The 14570-nt window shown below is 40.1% G+C and carries 12 protein-coding genes; 5 read left to right on the top strand and 7 right to left on the bottom strand.

The features are described 5' to 3' along the window. Window positions 1-26 precede the first annotated feature (26 nt). Window positions 27-338 (top strand): cell division topological specificity factor MinE, encoded by a 312-nt coding sequence (gene minE, locus HGR01_RS08605; RefSeq protein ID WP_045869513.1) that lies wholly within the window; start codon window positions 27-29, stop codon window positions 336-338. A 384-nt stretch (window positions 339-722) separates the two neighbouring features. Here minE and HGR01_RS08600 read toward each other — a convergent pair whose 3' ends face one another. Together HGR01_RS08600 and HGR01_RS08595 are read right to left on the bottom strand one after the other, a co-directional pair. Next, complete coding sequence (locus HGR01_RS08600; protein WP_045869514.1) at window positions 723-3545, bottom strand: AAA family ATPase; 2823 nt, start codon at window positions 3543-3545, stop codon at window positions 723-725. Further along, entirely contained in the window at window positions 3542-4609 is a 1068-nt protein-coding gene (locus HGR01_RS08595) for an ATP-binding protein (RefSeq protein ID WP_052335135.1), read from the bottom strand. Before HGR01_RS08595 ends, HGR01_RS08600 begins: the two co-directional genes overlap by 4 nt. A gap of 385 nt (window positions 4610-4994) precedes the next feature. Between HGR01_RS08595 and HGR01_RS08590 the strand changes: the two genes are divergently transcribed. Together HGR01_RS08590 and HGR01_RS08585 are read left to right on the top strand one after the other, a co-directional pair. After that, window positions 4995-5549: a hypothetical protein gene (locus HGR01_RS08590; protein ID WP_045869515.1), complete on the top strand. Its 555-nt coding sequence runs from the start codon at window positions 4995-4997 to the stop codon at window positions 5547-5549. Window positions 5550-6426: 877 nt separating this feature from the next. After that, window positions 6427-6777: a DUF6717 family protein gene (locus tag HGR01_RS08585; RefSeq protein ID WP_045869516.1), complete on the top strand. Its 351-nt coding sequence runs from the start codon at window positions 6427-6429 to the stop codon at window positions 6775-6777. Window positions 6778-6888: 111 nt separating this feature from the next. On the opposite strand, the gene HGR01_RS08580 is transcribed toward HGR01_RS08585, so the two are convergent. From HGR01_RS08580 to bchM, 3 genes are all read right to left on the bottom strand, one after another. After that, on the bottom strand, window positions 6889-7269 hold the full coding sequence (locus tag HGR01_RS08580) for a DUF423 domain-containing protein (RefSeq protein WP_045869517.1): 381 nt from the start codon (window positions 7267-7269) through the stop codon (window positions 6889-6891). 68 nt (window positions 7270-7337) lie between these two features. Beyond that, complete coding sequence (locus HGR01_RS08575) at window positions 7338-7826, bottom strand: hypothetical protein (protein WP_045869518.1); 489 nt, start codon at window positions 7824-7826, stop codon at window positions 7338-7340. 366 nt (window positions 7827-8192) lie between these two features. Continuing rightward, on the bottom strand, window positions 8193-8879 hold the full coding sequence (bchM, locus tag HGR01_RS08570; RefSeq protein ID WP_045869519.1) for a magnesium protoporphyrin IX methyltransferase: 687 nt from the start codon (window positions 8877-8879) through the stop codon (window positions 8193-8195). 588 nt (window positions 8880-9467) lie between these two features. Here bchM and HGR01_RS08565 point away from each other — a divergent pair. Then, complete coding sequence (locus HGR01_RS08565) at window positions 9468-11549, top strand: cation:proton antiporter (RefSeq protein WP_045869520.1); 2082 nt, start codon at window positions 9468-9470, stop codon at window positions 11547-11549. A 307-nt stretch (window positions 11550-11856) separates the two neighbouring features. On the opposite strand, the gene HGR01_RS08560 is transcribed toward HGR01_RS08565, so the two are convergent. Together HGR01_RS08560 and nagA are read right to left on the bottom strand one after the other, a co-directional pair. Then, window positions 11857-12087 (bottom strand): hypothetical protein, encoded by a 231-nt coding sequence (locus tag HGR01_RS08560; RefSeq protein ID WP_045869522.1) that lies wholly within the window; start codon window positions 12085-12087, stop codon window positions 11857-11859. Window positions 12088-12229: 142 nt separating this feature from the next. Then, window positions 12230-13405 (bottom strand): N-acetylglucosamine-6-phosphate deacetylase, encoded by a 1176-nt coding sequence (nagA, locus tag HGR01_RS08555; RefSeq protein WP_045869523.1) that lies wholly within the window; start codon window positions 13403-13405, stop codon window positions 12230-12232. An 84-nt stretch (window positions 13406-13489) separates the two neighbouring features. Between nagA and purE the strand changes: the two genes are divergently transcribed. Beyond that, window positions 13490-14011, top strand: coding sequence for a 5-(carboxyamino)imidazole ribonucleotide mutase (gene purE / locus HGR01_RS08550; RefSeq protein ID WP_045869524.1), 522 nt, complete (start codon window positions 13490-13492; stop codon window positions 14009-14011). Window positions 14012-14570 lie beyond the last annotated feature (559 nt).

Genomic DNA, 14570 nt, shown 5'->3' with positions numbered 1-14570 from the left:
TTCCCGTCTCCGCAGACCTACTAGCAATGATTCTCGAACTACTAGAAAGACTTTTTGTTCGTTCACCAGATACCAGTCGTACCCACGTTAAACGCCGCCTGCAATTGGTGATAGCCCACGATCGCGCCGACATCGACCCCCAGAAATTAGAAAAAATGCGAGAAGAAATCCTAGAGATTGTCTGTCGCTATGTAGAAGTTGATACAGAGGGGTTGGAGTTTTCTTTAGAAAGTAACCAAAGAACCACAGCTTTGATTGCCAACTTACCCATTCGGAGAGTTAAAGAATCTGAAAATGAAGAAGAAGAATTAGAAAGTAGCGAAACAACGTTTTTATAGTTGTTCATTTAGTATTTTTTTATTTGATAGCAATTAGCTAACTGCTAATAGCTATTACTGTTGCGAGAATTAAAAATTAAAAGTTTTTATTCTACTACTTATACCAACTTGAACACCAAAATCTGATCAATCGTAGGGGCAAGGCACTGCCTTGTCCTCCAGATAATGTACCTATCGCCAACATTATTTAAATTCATCTCATGCCAATTCTTTATGAGGCTGCATAAAATTAGATCCCCCCTAACCCCCCTTGAAAAAAGGGGGGAACCAGAAAATATCTATCAAAGTCCCCCTTTTGAAGGGGGATTTAGGGGGATCAAAATGTGTGCAACTTCACATTAAATTCACCTTACAAATTACGAATTACGAACTACGAATTACCAATTACCTATGATGTTTTTGCAAAACCCAACGGCGAAACAGTTCTACAATAATTCGCCAACTTCCCTCATTTTCTGCAACCACATCATGACGCATTAAAACACCAAGCGCAGCTTGTAACTGTTCCCTACCCATAGCCGTAGACTCAGCTAAAGCATCTAAACTTAACCCTTCAGGATGCGGTGCAAGTACCTGTATTATCGCCTGCTGACCATCAGCACCCCGCATCGCCTGACCCCAAACCCCATCAAAATAGTAGCGTCCCCGCTTAAAAAACTCAGGATCGTTGATAACTGCGGCGACATCTTCCACCTTAAAAACCGGACTACGAGAACGTCCCTGTTCAAACACAAAGTCATTGTAGCCGCGCACTAGCTGGAATCCCAGCAGTTGCACTAAATAAGGTTGACCAGATGTTAAAGCATAAATCTCATCTAACGCTTCTGAGGTGTAGTCAAGAAGAAAGTCTTCACCTGGGTTAGCTAGAATTTGCCTAGTAGCTGCACGTTTCAAAAATCCTACATGGATGGGGATGACGCTAGCAAAGAAAGGTTGAAAATAATCTGCTGTCATTTCCTCCAAAGTGTGCAACCCAGCAAAAGCAAAGGCAACTTTAGAACTCATTTGCACCAACCCTCGCAGAAATCCCATAAAATCTTGGGGGATTTTTCCCGCTTCTATTAGTTCTTCAATTTTCTCGAACTCATCTAAAGCGATGATTAATCCACCTTCTAGCTGTGCTTCTACCTGTTTGAAATAGCGTTCAAAAGTCCGGTAGGGAAGGTTGATCAAATCTGCATCGGCTGGTGGTGCAATATTAACAGCTTGGGAAATTTCATCAGTTATTGCCATTAGCACTTCGCCAACTCCTTGCGGAGTATCACCCAACCGCAGCAGGTTGACATAAACTAGCTGAAGCCCTGAACCTAGAGAATTAGCGGCGTTAACTAAAATAGAAGTTTTACCCATACGCCTGTGACCGTAGAGAACTACAGACTGGAGTTGATGACCCATCACCCAGAGTTCTTCTAACTGTCTGATGATATCTTCTCGCCCAACAAAGAGATTACCTTGAACCGGGTCGCCTACTATATAAGGATTAACCACAGGCTTGGTGATGGTAAATTCCCCCACCTCACCAGCGATTTGTAACAAGCTTTCTTGCCAAGTTTGGGCAATATCTACAATTAATCCGCGTTCTGCTTGCGGCAAATTATCAGCTTGATTGAGGATGTTAGTAAGTTCTCCTAAAGCGCGATTGAGAGCCAAAGACTTAGCTGAACGAGATACACTGCGATTAACAAACTGGACATCTTCAACAACTCGACGCAGGCTAGTAATTGTTTGCCAAGTAACTGGACGTAAAAGGGGTTCTGGCGGGAAAGTAAATAATTTTACAGCAGCAATAGAGCCTGGTTCTTTAGCTACGTGAAATGTTGCAAGATTTTGAGCAAGAGTATACATTTCCTCACCATAGAGAAGAGAACGCACTACAGTAAAAGCCTCTGTTGCTTTTGCTGGTTCTCCTTCATGCAGATACCAAAAACCAGCAGCAGCAGCACGAGCAGGAGTATCTAAGCGGGGGTCTGTAAGCAAACGAGCTTGTAACCTTTCCCTCCAAGAACGAGGGAGAATAAAAAACTCTTTGACTGCGTCTGATTTTAGTTGTTCTTCTAGAGAAGTTGAGGCAAAACGTACTAGGTTCCAATCAAAAGGAGCTTCAACTAGCCGAGAGATATGCCAAATAATTTCCTCTGATGGGATTTTGGCAAGTACTTTATTCACTGCTTGTACAACAGGAATAAATTGCAGAGTATAAGCTAGCAATTCATTAGTATTATGCAAAGCTGTTTCCCAATCTTGTTGCAACCAATTCTGCAACTGCTTATCAAGATTAAGTAAGGGAATTGAAGTAATACGGGGAAGTAAAAAACTACCATTTGGGATTTTTTGTAAATTCAAAGGTAAGCCAACTAGCCAATTCTCTGGACGCATAACCGCCACGCCGACCGCTATGCCGACCGCTACGCCGACAGCCACGCCGTACACGCCTAGCACCACGCCAACCGCCACGCCGACCGCCATGCCTCTAGCCACGCCTAGCACCACGCCCAGCACCACGCCTAGCACCACGCCTAGCACCACGCCAACCGCCACGCCGACAGCCACACCTCTCGCCACGCTTAGTGGCACGCCTAGCGCCACGCCTCTCACCACGCCTAGCGGCACGCCTAGCGCCACGCCTAACGCACCTAGCACCACACCTAACGCGCCTAGCACCACGCCTAGCGCCACACCAACCACACCTAGCGCCACGCCAACCGCCACGCCTCTCGCCACACCTAGGGTCACAGCTAGCGCCACGCCTAGCGCCATGCCGAACGCCACGCCTCTTGCTACGCCTAGCGGCACGCCTAGCGCAGCGCCTAGCGCCATGCCGAACGCCACGCCTCTTGCTACGCCCAACCGCTCGCCTACTGCCACGCCGAACGCCACGCCGTACGCACCTACCACCACGCCGAACGCCACGCTGAACCAGTCAACAGGAACGCCTATCGTCTCAAAAATTATACTGACAACTAGTAGTGTAACTACTGTTAACACTAACCCTTGGAAAAGCAACTGACGCTGTATGGAATTTTGCCAATTCATTGCACTTTCAGGTATATACCCACCCCCAAAAGTATCTACATACCATAGCAAAGCTTGGGGAAAATAAAATACCCAGTACAACAGGCGTAGATAATCCAAGGGATTCCACAGCGACAGAGGACGGCGTAATTTAGGCGCTAAATTTAAACGCGGTACAGGCTGGTGTTGACTCATAACGCAGTTTTGATACCCTCCATATACCGTGAGTAAGTTCGATGACACAAATACATAAGCCGTTGCGGGTGTCCACCACTTCCTTGAATTAGTTTAATGATTTCCTCTTCCGTAAAACTCACCTGAGTATTCCCTAACCGACTGTCAATAAACCCACGCACAATATTTTTGCCCCAAGGCTTAATAACTTCTTCAATGCAAACACCTTGAAAAGGTGAAGGATTATCTCGGCTATCAGGAAACAGAACATCCAAGTGTTCGCTAGCTGCTATTACCAAGCGCAAAGGTGGGTTAGCTTGTCCGTCAGCCAGACCGCGTAGTTGTTGACGAAATTCCCTTGTAAAACCATCCCAAGTCATTTGTTGTACTTCGTCTAATAAAAGCAATAATTGCTGTTTTTGTAACTCACGAATTAATTGCCGACCTTTGCTTACAGGGATTTCCACCTTATTACAGAGTTCATCATAAAAGTCATCGTCATTAAAAATAAGGCTTAAATTGAGATAAATTGCCTTGCGGGGTTTTAGCAGTCGATTTGGTGCTTGTTGGTAAATAGCCTGAAGTAAAGAAGACTTGCCAATTTTTTTCTCACCAATCAGCGCTACGCTACTCCCACTATTTAAAGTTTCAAATACTCTTGTAATTTCTCTTTCCCGACCAAACAATTGATGCTGTTCGGTGATGATGTCATTCAGGGGAATAAATGGGTTATCTGTGTAAACAGGTCTGTCTTGCTGTGCAATAGAGAGATTGGTAATTACATCGTCGCGCTGTGAAATTTCTGAGATTTTTCGTAAAGTATACTGTCTATATAATTGCTCTATTGTTGGCTTAAAATTATTTTTATTCAGATTTATTTGAAAAATAGTACCAATTTTTTTAAATAATTTAGGGCCAGTTTCTTTAACATATTGATAATCTCTATTCTTCTCCTGACTAATCTCCCCATAAGTCTTGCTTGCCCATATTCCCAGAAAGACATCCCGTTCACATTCATTCAGACTAATTTTTGTTTTTTCCAAAATTAGCCCATTCATAAATTCAAATGCGTCTTCTGAGTTCATGAGTTATCAGAACTGTTAGTAATTAATAATACCAGCCTAAGCTGGGATGTATTTTGGCATAAAAAACGCTGTATTGCAATAATTACAATGATCAAGGTGCAGTTGCAAAAATCGCTCTCAGACTATAAGTCTGGAGCTATACATACATAGACGCGTAGCGGCTTCCCGCAGGGTAGCCTGCCTACGCAGGCTTCATTAGTGATAGCGCAATTCACCTTTTTTAATAAAGCTGGCATAGTTTATTTTGATCCAACATTAACCTACTTTGACCTACCTACCTAAAAAATAGCATTAGTTATAGTTCCTACTCTCACATACAGACAAGTTGTAGACATCCAAATAATCTAGTAATTGAACATAAATAAATTTGTGGAAGTTACTAAATATGAGAGTTACAACTTTAAAATTAATTACTCCTATCCTCGTTGCACTTATTCCTGCTAGTGCTGCTGTTTTGGTTGCTTTGATCAGCAAAAGTAATCCAGAAATGAAACCTCCTCTTGCTACTACTTCTACAATCTCGTTGCAGCAAACTAATTCAGAATGCAATCAATCTAAAATTTGTGTTGCTAATCTGACTGTGCAGATTAATAGCGATGAACCTCTACAAGTGAATAAGCATCAACGGATTCCACTCAAAGCAGGAGACAATTTAAAGGTTTTAAATCTCAACTATTGCGTACCTAATGCAGTCAGCCTGAATAAATTAGAGGCAAAAGCTTTTCTTTTCAAAAATGGAGTTGAGAATTATCAAAAGTTTCTATCAACTCCTAGCCAGTTCCCAATTAACGCAGGTGTTTGTCATAAAGTCGGCAATTTCTCTCAAAGCTGGAAAGTTGAACCAGGAATGCACCAAGCTATGATTCCTATTATTAAATATGATGGCAGTAATAAAGTTGTTGACAAGAGTTTCTACTTTACTTTAGATGTGGGGCAGTAATAAGTAACCACGCAAAATTAATTACAGTCATTGCGAGCGCAGCGAAGCAATCCCAGCCCTTGCGATTGCTTCATTCCGCTTTGCTCCATTCGCAATGACATTGTGTAATTAATTATGTTTAACTACTTACCAATTATTTATGAGGCTGCATAGAATTAGATCCCCCCTAACCCCCCTTGAAAAAAGGGGGTAACTAGAAAACATTTATCAAAGTCCCCCTTTTGAAGGGCGCTGATTTTCAATATGATTTGTCACGAAATAACTATTTTATCGCCTAACGTACCGTTGCATGGATGGTGCGTTACGGCTAAATTTCATTGTTTCTGTGTTCCAAATCCTTTCTTAGCCGTAACACACCCTACGGAAGATTTCCTTATAACCTTAAACACTATTGAATTATATTAGTTAAATATACTTGTTGCAAAATTAACTACGTCCTTAAGCGTTAGGAATTATACTTTTTATTTTCGTCAACTTTACTAATGTATCTCTAATTTAATACTCAGTAATTAAACTGAATTAGCACAAAATTCACGTAAAACCGAGAATTTTGGCTTTATTGCAAATTCAGTTTAAATAACAGTGTCACTAATGAAATATCATTGTTACAATCTTGAGATTAGATAGTTAATCCCCCAGCTTTCCAAGACTAGCTGCGGCTTTTTTGGATTTTTCTTATATCAGTGTTATCTACAGCTTGTCGTTCTCTAGCCCTATTTGGAACTTTCAATTAACTTCAAAACGTAGTGTTAGCAAAAATGAAAGATTCTCTTCTATAACAACCATTAATTAATAAAAAAGCATTTTTGTAGCTAAAAAACTAATATATATTGCTAGCAATTACTGTCAAAAATTCACTTACAACCAAATTAAAATCATGGCAAACTCATTAATGGTGATTTATCCATATCGAATATCTCAAACATGGGTATTTGATGATGAATATATGGGATTAGCCCAAGAACCATTTATCAGTGGTACACCTGAAATAGTTGATACTCTAGTTCAAGATGTAGCTCATGTTGATGAAGGTTTCAAACTGGTATTTTCTGCTTATCCTTTCCCTGGTTATCAAGTAGAACTATTTTGGTTAAGAGTAGAAAATAACGGTCACTGGTATTCTTGGAGTAAGAAAAAGATGCAAGGTTGGCTATGTCCAGCGCTGTTAAATTACTTTAACCAACCTCCAAATAAAATATATTGCAAAGCTGAAAGTCTTTATTCGTAGCCCTAATCTGGCTCGATAATTCTGTGATGAATATTTCTACTTCTAAAATGCTCAAGAATTAGGAGTTAGAAAATTTCACTTTTCACTTCTAACTCCTAATTGTCTCAAAATCTAAAATTTCAAACCCCAAGCAGCGATCGCTAATGCACCCCAACCAGCGATAAAAGCTGCGCCTCCGATAGGTGCGATCGCGCCTAAAGATTTCACACCAGTCAAGCTCAGGGCGTACAGACTTCCTGAGAAAATAGCAATACCAATAATAAACAGCCAACCACTTGCTACAAGAGTGGCTGGCGGTGACTCGGTACGACTCAGTAGCAGCGCTACTATTAACAGTGCTAGAGCGTGGTACATTTGGTAACGAGTGCCAGTGTCAAAAATTTCGAGCGATCGCTCACTAATTTTTTCCCTTAAAGCATGGGCACCAAAGGCTCCGCCGGCAACAGATAAACCGCCTAAAATGGCAGCTATGCTTAAAAAAATCTGCGTCATTAGACCTAGCTGTAAATTAAGGTATGGGCTAGCGGTAAATCACAGTCAACCGCTAACAGAGATTTCAGTTAAATCTCAAAATGATATGATATACCGCCGTCTTCGGTTACCTTAAAATTAGCATTGAATTCTTTAGCTTTCTCATCTAAATACTGCCTAGCTGCGATCGCAGGTAAGTCTGATTTAATTGCAAAGCCGACAAGGGTCATTCTGCCCCTATTTTCTTGTAGCATTTGATAGAAAATGGATTGCAGGCGATCGTTCATTTGTTGATTTATGGCTTTCTTCTCTTGCCTGCTTTGACGATATAATCCTAAACTGAGCCATCCCCCCAAAATTAAAGTCGGAACTCCGAAAATTAGACCTTGCCTAGCAGTAGTATCTAGTAGATACAACGCCTCCTTATTAACAAAGTTCGGCCCATCATCCTCCTCTATTGCTGATGGGATTGGCTTCAACATATTATGTTTCTCAATTCCTGCTGAGACTGATAGGGTTAAAAACATAAATCCGAGTGTGAGTAGCCAACCTGCGGCTAATTTTTCAGCAGTTTTCATAGTTCCATCTCAGAGTTGAACCTTGCTTGCGATTCTAACCTTACTTTGGCTGAGGTTCCAGTAATTGCACAAAGCTAGCAAGAATCTTGTAAAGAAAGTATAAAACTTTCTATGGCTCACAATAATGAAGAAAACACCTAACAATCAAATAAGTAGGTTGGCGAAATTAAAGATATCTGGCTGAGGCTGTCATTTGTCCTTGGTCATTGGTCATTGGTAAGGATTTCAAGCCTATTTACGTTTTTTAACATAGTTTGCTTTATTTCCACCAACTTACTTATTCTGCGTAAAAGTTGCTAATTGTTGACTGTTTACAGTTAACAGTCAACAGTCAACAATTAACAATGTAGTATTCTTGGAAGTGCCTTAAACACGTGTCGCTTCTAAGAGACGTGAGAAGTAAAAGCGAGTCTTAGTTAAGGATTTTCTCTGTACAGCAAAGCCGTTAGTTTCTAAAATTTTGATGACATCAGCTTCGCGGTGCAAATAGGCGCGAGTTGTCTTACTGGGGCCGGGAAAGAAGCTACCAATTTTCTTAAGTAGAGTCAACGCACAGGTTTTAGGTGCAAAGCTCAAAATTAACCGTGATTGTGCTAATGAGCATAAATGAGAAATCATCTCATCGGCTTTATCTTGAGGATAATGAATGAGAACATCCAAACAAATCACAGTATGGTAACTACCACTTAAGGATTCTAAATCTTGCACAGCGAAGGTAGGATTTTCAGAACTTCCCAAAGCTTCTAAGGCTCTCTCCTTGCCTTCTGTTACCATTTTTTCAGAGATATCACTGGCGTAGACTTTAGCACCTTCTGCTGCCAAAGGAATGCTGAGACTACCTACACCACACCCAGCATCGCAAATTGACAAGGTTGCTAAATTGTTATCAGCTTTTAACCAGCCGATTACTGTATCCACTGTTTGTTGATGTCCATTGCGGATGTCTAGCTGGACTTTGTTAACTTCGCCATCGCCATAAATCCGCTTCCATCGGTCAAACCCTGTGGAATTAAAATACTCACGAACAATCGTTTTATCGTCGGCTGCGTTCATAAACTTCCATTTCTAAGGTCTCCCAATGCTTAAAATTATCATTGATAGGAACCATGCAGAACGCTTCAGTTTAAAGATTTTTCTAGATTAATATTTTACTTGTATGGGAAAATACTTGCGTAGCTAGGCAACAAGTTGCTGGAAAAAGCCTTTGGGAATTGTATTACTTTCTTCAAAAATTAAATATTTCTGCTATCTAATACCACATCAAATAATGTTTGCGACAAATCAATGATATTCTAGAGGACAAGGCATTGCCTTGCCCCTACAATCTGTCACATTATTTTTTAAATTTGATATAATAATCATAATTTATTGGCAAGATTTTGCTATTATCAAATATTTAAATAATCTGGCTATATCAAACTTAACTAAATATTCAGTTTGCATAGATTATTTCTTCCTATAGATATAAGAAACACTATCTCAAGGTAGAATTACAAAAACTACTACACCCTTTAAGCTATAAAATATTATTTCTGAAAACATAACAATTTGTGAAATAACAATATCAAATTGTTATGTTATAAGCATTCTAAAATTAATTTTAGAATGCTTAATTTTACCAAATACCTTTCTTGTTTAAAAATGAATCTAAGCTCATTAGCAGAAACTCCTATTATTGCCTTTACAATTCTTTTGGCAGTAATCTTTACTGTACCTCCAATATTTGAACGGTTGAAATTACCTGGATTAGTGGGTTTACTAATAGCAGGTGTGGTTTTAGGACAAAACGGCTTAAAGTTGTTAGATTCTGAGTCTGATACTATCAAACTGCTCTCGGATATTGGCAAAATTTATTTGATGTTCGTAGCAGGGTTAGAAATTGATTTAGAACAGTTCCGTAAAACTAAAAATCGCTCCATAGGTTTTGGAGCTTTAACTTTTTTAGTACCATTGATTGCAGGAATTGCTGCCGGGCGTTTATTTAATTTTAGTTGGAATGCTTCGGTTTTAATTGGTTCTTTACTTGCCTCACATACTCTTTTGGCTTACCCCATTGTCAGCCGTTTGGGAGTAGTTACCAATGAAGCCGTTACTGTGACAATCGGTGCTACTATTTTTACCGATACAGGTGCTTTATTAGTACTAGCAATTTGTGTGGGAATTCATGGTGGGGAATTCTCAGCTATTAGCTTGGCAACTTTATTAGGCGGTTTAGCTATTTACTCTATAGTAGTTCTATTTGGCTTTGACTGGGTAGGAAAACAGTTTTTTCGCCGCACTGGAGATGAACAAAGTAATCAGTTTTTATTTATATTATTAGCATTATTTTTAGCTTCTGTAGGAGCGCAGATAATAGGAGTTGAAAAAATTGTAGGTGCATTTTTAGCAGGTTTAGCAGTTAACGATGTTCTCGGACGCAGTCCAGTCAAAGAAAAAGTAGAGTTTATTGGGAGTGTTTTGTTTATCCCTTGTTTCTTTGTAGACATGGGATTATTAATTGATATTCCGGCTTTTATCAAAACTCTCAGTTCTATTTGGTTAACTGTAGTAATTGTAGTAGCTTTAATTTGTAGTAAATTTATAGCAGCATTTTTAGCTAAACTGCTTTACCGCTACAACACAGCAGAAATGCTAACTATGTGGTCATTATCATTACCACAGGTAGCAGCTACTCTAGCAGCTACATTGGTTGCGTATCAAACTGTCAATCCTGCAGGTGAAAGGTTAATTAGCGAAGGTGTATTAAACAGTGTGATTGTGCTAATGCTAGTTACCGCAATTCTTGGCCCAGTAATCACCGCCAGGGTTGCAACTGCATTACAAGTTTCTGAATCAGATTTTGCCACAGATAAGCTGACAAATTGGTGGGATAATTCACAGGAACAACTAGTAGAAGATAAACACGATCCCTTTACAATTATCGTACCGATATACAATCCCCAAACCCAACGCTATCTGATAGAAATGGCAGCCCTGATTGGTCGTCATGAATCGGGAAGAATTGTGCCATTAGCTATTACTAAAGCTCATATCCAAATGGATGATCCGCAATTAGTTACAGCACTGGAGGAAAGTAAGCAAAGATTAAATTTAACTCGAGAAATCAGTCAAGAATTTGACGTAGAAGTTTCACCAGCAATTCGGATTGATGATGATGCAGCTTTAGGAATTAGCCGCACTAGTCGAGAACAAAACGCTAGTTTGGTTGTTATGGGTTGGTCGCGGACAACAGGTTTGCGGGCCAGGTTATTTGGTAGTGTGATTGATAGTGTCTTCTGGTCTTCTCACTGTCCGGTGGCTGTAACACGCCTTTTAAGTAGCCCCACAACTATTCAAAGAATTCTTGTACCAGTGGGGGACTTAACACGCCAAACCATAGGCGCTATTAGGTTTGCTCAAATTTTGGCTGATGTCAATCAAGCAGAAGTGGTATTGTTACATGTGAGCGATCGCAAAACTCCCCCACATTTAGTAGACAGATTTGCTGCTCAATTATCTGATATCGCTGCTAAAAGTCAGTTACAGGTAAATACCAACATTCAAACCATTAAGGGTGATGATGTCGCTAGAGTCATCATCCGCGAAGCTGAGAAATTTGATTTAGCCGTCTTACGTTCCGTCCGTTATCGCACCGCCGGCGGATTAGCCGTCAGCCACGTCACAACCCAAGTGCTTAGAGAATTGAAATGCTCAATTGTATTGCTGGGAGAACCTGGGTATTAGTTGGGGAATGGGGAATGGGTAATGGGTAATGGGTAAGGGGTAATGGGTAATGGGTAAGGGGTAAGGGGTAATGGGTAATAGAAGTAAAATCACCAATGCCCAATGCCCGATGCCCAATGCCCAATGCCCCATGCCCAATGCCCAATGCCCCATGCCCCATGCCCAATTACAATAAAAAACCCCAGCACTGTGAAGCTGAGGTAACTGGGAGAATCCATATGACGATGGGAGTTTTCAATACCGAAGTTAAAAATATAAACTTCACTTAAACATTAAGCAAAACTAACACGGTAATATTTAATACGTTTTATGCCGCCCGTGCAAAAGCTAAATCACGTATGAGTTGAGTTCTAGAGAATATGTAATCACTTAACGAATTCTTTTCTTCACGGCTGAGTGCTGTTTTGCTATCAACCTGTCCTAACAACTGCTTGGCTAAGTCTGTATCATTCAATCCCACCAGAGTGCTGGTTTGGGTTTGTTCAACTACAGACCACAGTTGACGTAAAATCTTGGAGTTCACAAGGCATACATTCATTACAACTCTCCGATTCCTGCAAATCCATAAAAGTGCTGCGAAGAATCTAAATAAAATATTAAATTATTAATTCTAAAGAAAACCTTAAATTTTACAAAAGTTAAATAATTAGATGATAATCGAAATTTAAGCTTACAGAAATTTACATGAACAATCGCTGCCAAGTCAACTCTCGTGTAGCTTCCTGCCAATGCCAGCGCAATAAATTGGCGGGTTGGCTGGGAGAAATGCCTGGGAGTGCGATCGCGCGTCTAGGTGCATCAGTAGCCAGTATAATGGCTGTCTCTATGTCACAAATGCCCCACTTCACTAAATTTTGCACACCAACTAACAAGGGTAAAGTTGTTCCAGATAGTGTTCCATCAGGTAGTCTTGCTGTACCGTGCTTAACCTCTATTTGCCGACTGTCCCAAGGATACAAGCCGTCGGGTAATCCCAAAGGTGCCAAGGCATCGCTGACGAGGAATAATCCACAAGCCGCACGAATGAGAATTTGTAACATTGTGGGCACAACGTGCTGTCCATCGGCAATAAAACCAGACATCACATGAGGATGGGTAATTGCTGCGCCTAATAATCCTGGTTCGCGGTGATGTAATGGTGGCATAGCGTTAAAAGCATGGGTAACCATTGTTGCGCCTAATTCAAAGGCTTGTTGTGCTTGGGCGGCTGTCGCCTGAGAATGCCCTAAACTGATGGTGATGCCCAAAGAACGCAAATATGGAATGACTTCCCCAGTTGGATCTAACTCTGGTGCGAGGGTGATAACTTTCACAACATGGGCATAGTCACCCAAAACCCGCTTCACTTCATTTAGCGTCAAAGGCAAGAGATATTCAGCAGGATGCGCGCCGCGCTTTTGAGAGTTTAAAAATGGCCCTTCTAAATGTACACCCAGAATTTGAGAACCTGTGGTTTGAGTTTGCATAAAATCAGCGATAATTGCTAGCGATCGCTGAATATTTTCCACAGAAGTTGTTACTAATGTAGGCAAGAAACCATCAACGCCCGCATCCCATAAAAATTGCGATATTTTAGGCAATAACTCAGCATTATTAGGTTCTAATTCCGGAAATGCTAAACCTAAAGCCCCATTAATCTGTAAATCAACACCGCCTAAAGAAATCCAATCACCCGCAATATCTAAAACTTGCAAATCTGGCCCAGCAACTCGCTTAAATACAGTAGTCATCGGCAGAATTTGCTCGATAATTCCAGCCTCATTAATCAAGAGCATCTGCAAGTTTTTATACCCTGGGACTCTGGCATTAATGATATCTACATTCTTGGCGATCGCTCTTGGTGTTGCTTTAGTCATCACATTGACGGGAAAATAACTAAACCTCAACCGATTTTAGATGTAATAGTCGGCAATAATCCAAAATCCCAAATCTAAAATTTTATGTCTCCCATTGTCGGTATTATCATGGGCAGCGATTCTGACTTGCCCACCATGAAAGATGCGATCGCAATTTGTGAAGAGTTTGGTGTAGAAGCTGAAGTGGCGATCGTTTCTGCTCATCGTACCCCAGAACGCATGGTGCAATATGCACAAACAGCACACCAACGCGGTATTAAAGTGATTATTGCTGGTGCTGGTGGAGCGGCTCATCTTCCCGGAATGGTTGCTGCTTTAACTCCTCTCCCGGTAATTGGTGTTCCTGTTGCTACTCGTAATTTACAAGGTGTTGATTCTTTGTATTCAATTGTACAAATGCCTGGTGGGATTCCTGTAGCCACAGTAGCAATTGGTAATGCTAAAAATGCCGGACTTTTAGCGGTGCAAATTCTTGCTAGCCATCAACCAGCATTATTAGAAAAAGTCCAAAAATATCGGCAAATTCTATCAGAATCAGTAATGGCAAAGCAAGCTAAACTAGAACAACTGGGCTATCAAGAATATCTCAAAACGGAATTGCCATAAATTTAAATTCATACATGAGGGTTAATTGTAATTTTTGATGTTATTTTATTAACCCTTTACTTAGAAACAATACGGCTAACTATTGTATTTAATAATGCAATGTAAATATTAAAACATCTTTTACTTACAGTAAGTTTATTCATTTTTGTTATAAAAATTTAATATTCTTACAGATATTTTGATTGAGATGTCGGAAAATCCTGACAATATCGAATTTCAGTTTGTTGTGTTCTTACATTGAAATGCCAAAGAAAGCGGTCTTATAGATAAATCGTATCTCCTGATACAGAATTATCATTTTGGTAACATAGACAATCAATCAAATTTATTAATGCCTGCATAAAAGTTATCTACGGAAATCACTTGTATGATTCCTGTAAATTAATTTTAGATGGCATCCAAAATTTTGTTATGGAGGTGAATTTTCACTCTCTAAAATGTTGTGGTGGTTTCTCATTAAAGATGAAGGAGTACATCTCTAAGCTTCATCATTAAAAATTAAAGATTTAGTGAATCAGGCTTGACTTTTTCACAATTAATAATTCCTGCTTGAGTCAAC

This window comes from Tolypothrix sp. PCC 7712 (assembly GCF_025860405.1).
In the GTDB taxonomy this organism is placed as follows: Bacteria; Cyanobacteriota; Cyanobacteriia; order Cyanobacteriales; family Nostocaceae; genus Aulosira; species Aulosira diplosiphon.
This window is presented reverse-complemented; position numbering and strand designations above follow the sequence as displayed.

Excerpts from the sequence above, each read along its gene's own strand:
- minE (WP_045869513.1), top strand. The coding sequence starts at position 27 with ATGATTCTCGAACTACTAGAAAGACTTTTTGTTCGTTCACCAGATACC.
- HGR01_RS08600 (WP_045869514.1), bottom strand. The coding sequence starts at position 3,545 with ATGAGTCAACACCAGCCTGTACCGCGTTTAAATTTAGCGCCTAAATTA.
- HGR01_RS08595 (WP_052335135.1), bottom strand. The coding sequence starts at position 4,609 with ATGAACTCAGAAGACGCATTTGAATTTATGAATGGGCTAATTTTGGAA.
- HGR01_RS08590 (WP_045869515.1), top strand. The coding sequence starts at position 4,995 with ATGAGAGTTACAACTTTAAAATTAATTACTCCTATCCTCGTTGCACTT.
- HGR01_RS08585 (WP_045869516.1), top strand. The coding sequence starts at position 6,427 with ATGGCAAACTCATTAATGGTGATTTATCCATATCGAATATCTCAAACA.
- HGR01_RS08580 (WP_045869517.1), bottom strand. The coding sequence starts at position 7,269 with ATGACGCAGATTTTTTTAAGCATAGCTGCCATTTTAGGCGGTTTATCT.
- HGR01_RS08575 (WP_045869518.1), bottom strand. The coding sequence starts at position 7,826 with ATGAAAACTGCTGAAAAATTAGCCGCAGGTTGGCTACTCACACTCGGA.
- bchM (WP_045869519.1), bottom strand. The coding sequence starts at position 8,879 with ATGAACGCAGCCGACGATAAAACGATTGTTCGTGAGTATTTTAATTCC.
- HGR01_RS08565 (WP_045869520.1), top strand. The coding sequence starts at position 9,468 with ATGAATCTAAGCTCATTAGCAGAAACTCCTATTATTGCCTTTACAATT.
- HGR01_RS08560 (WP_045869522.1), bottom strand. The coding sequence starts at position 12,087 with ATGAATGTATGCCTTGTGAACTCCAAGATTTTACGTCAACTGTGGTCT.
- nagA (WP_045869523.1), bottom strand. The coding sequence starts at position 13,405 with ATGACTAAAGCAACACCAAGAGCGATCGCCAAGAATGTAGATATCATT.
- purE (WP_045869524.1), top strand. The coding sequence starts at position 13,490 with ATGTCTCCCATTGTCGGTATTATCATGGGCAGCGATTCTGACTTGCCC.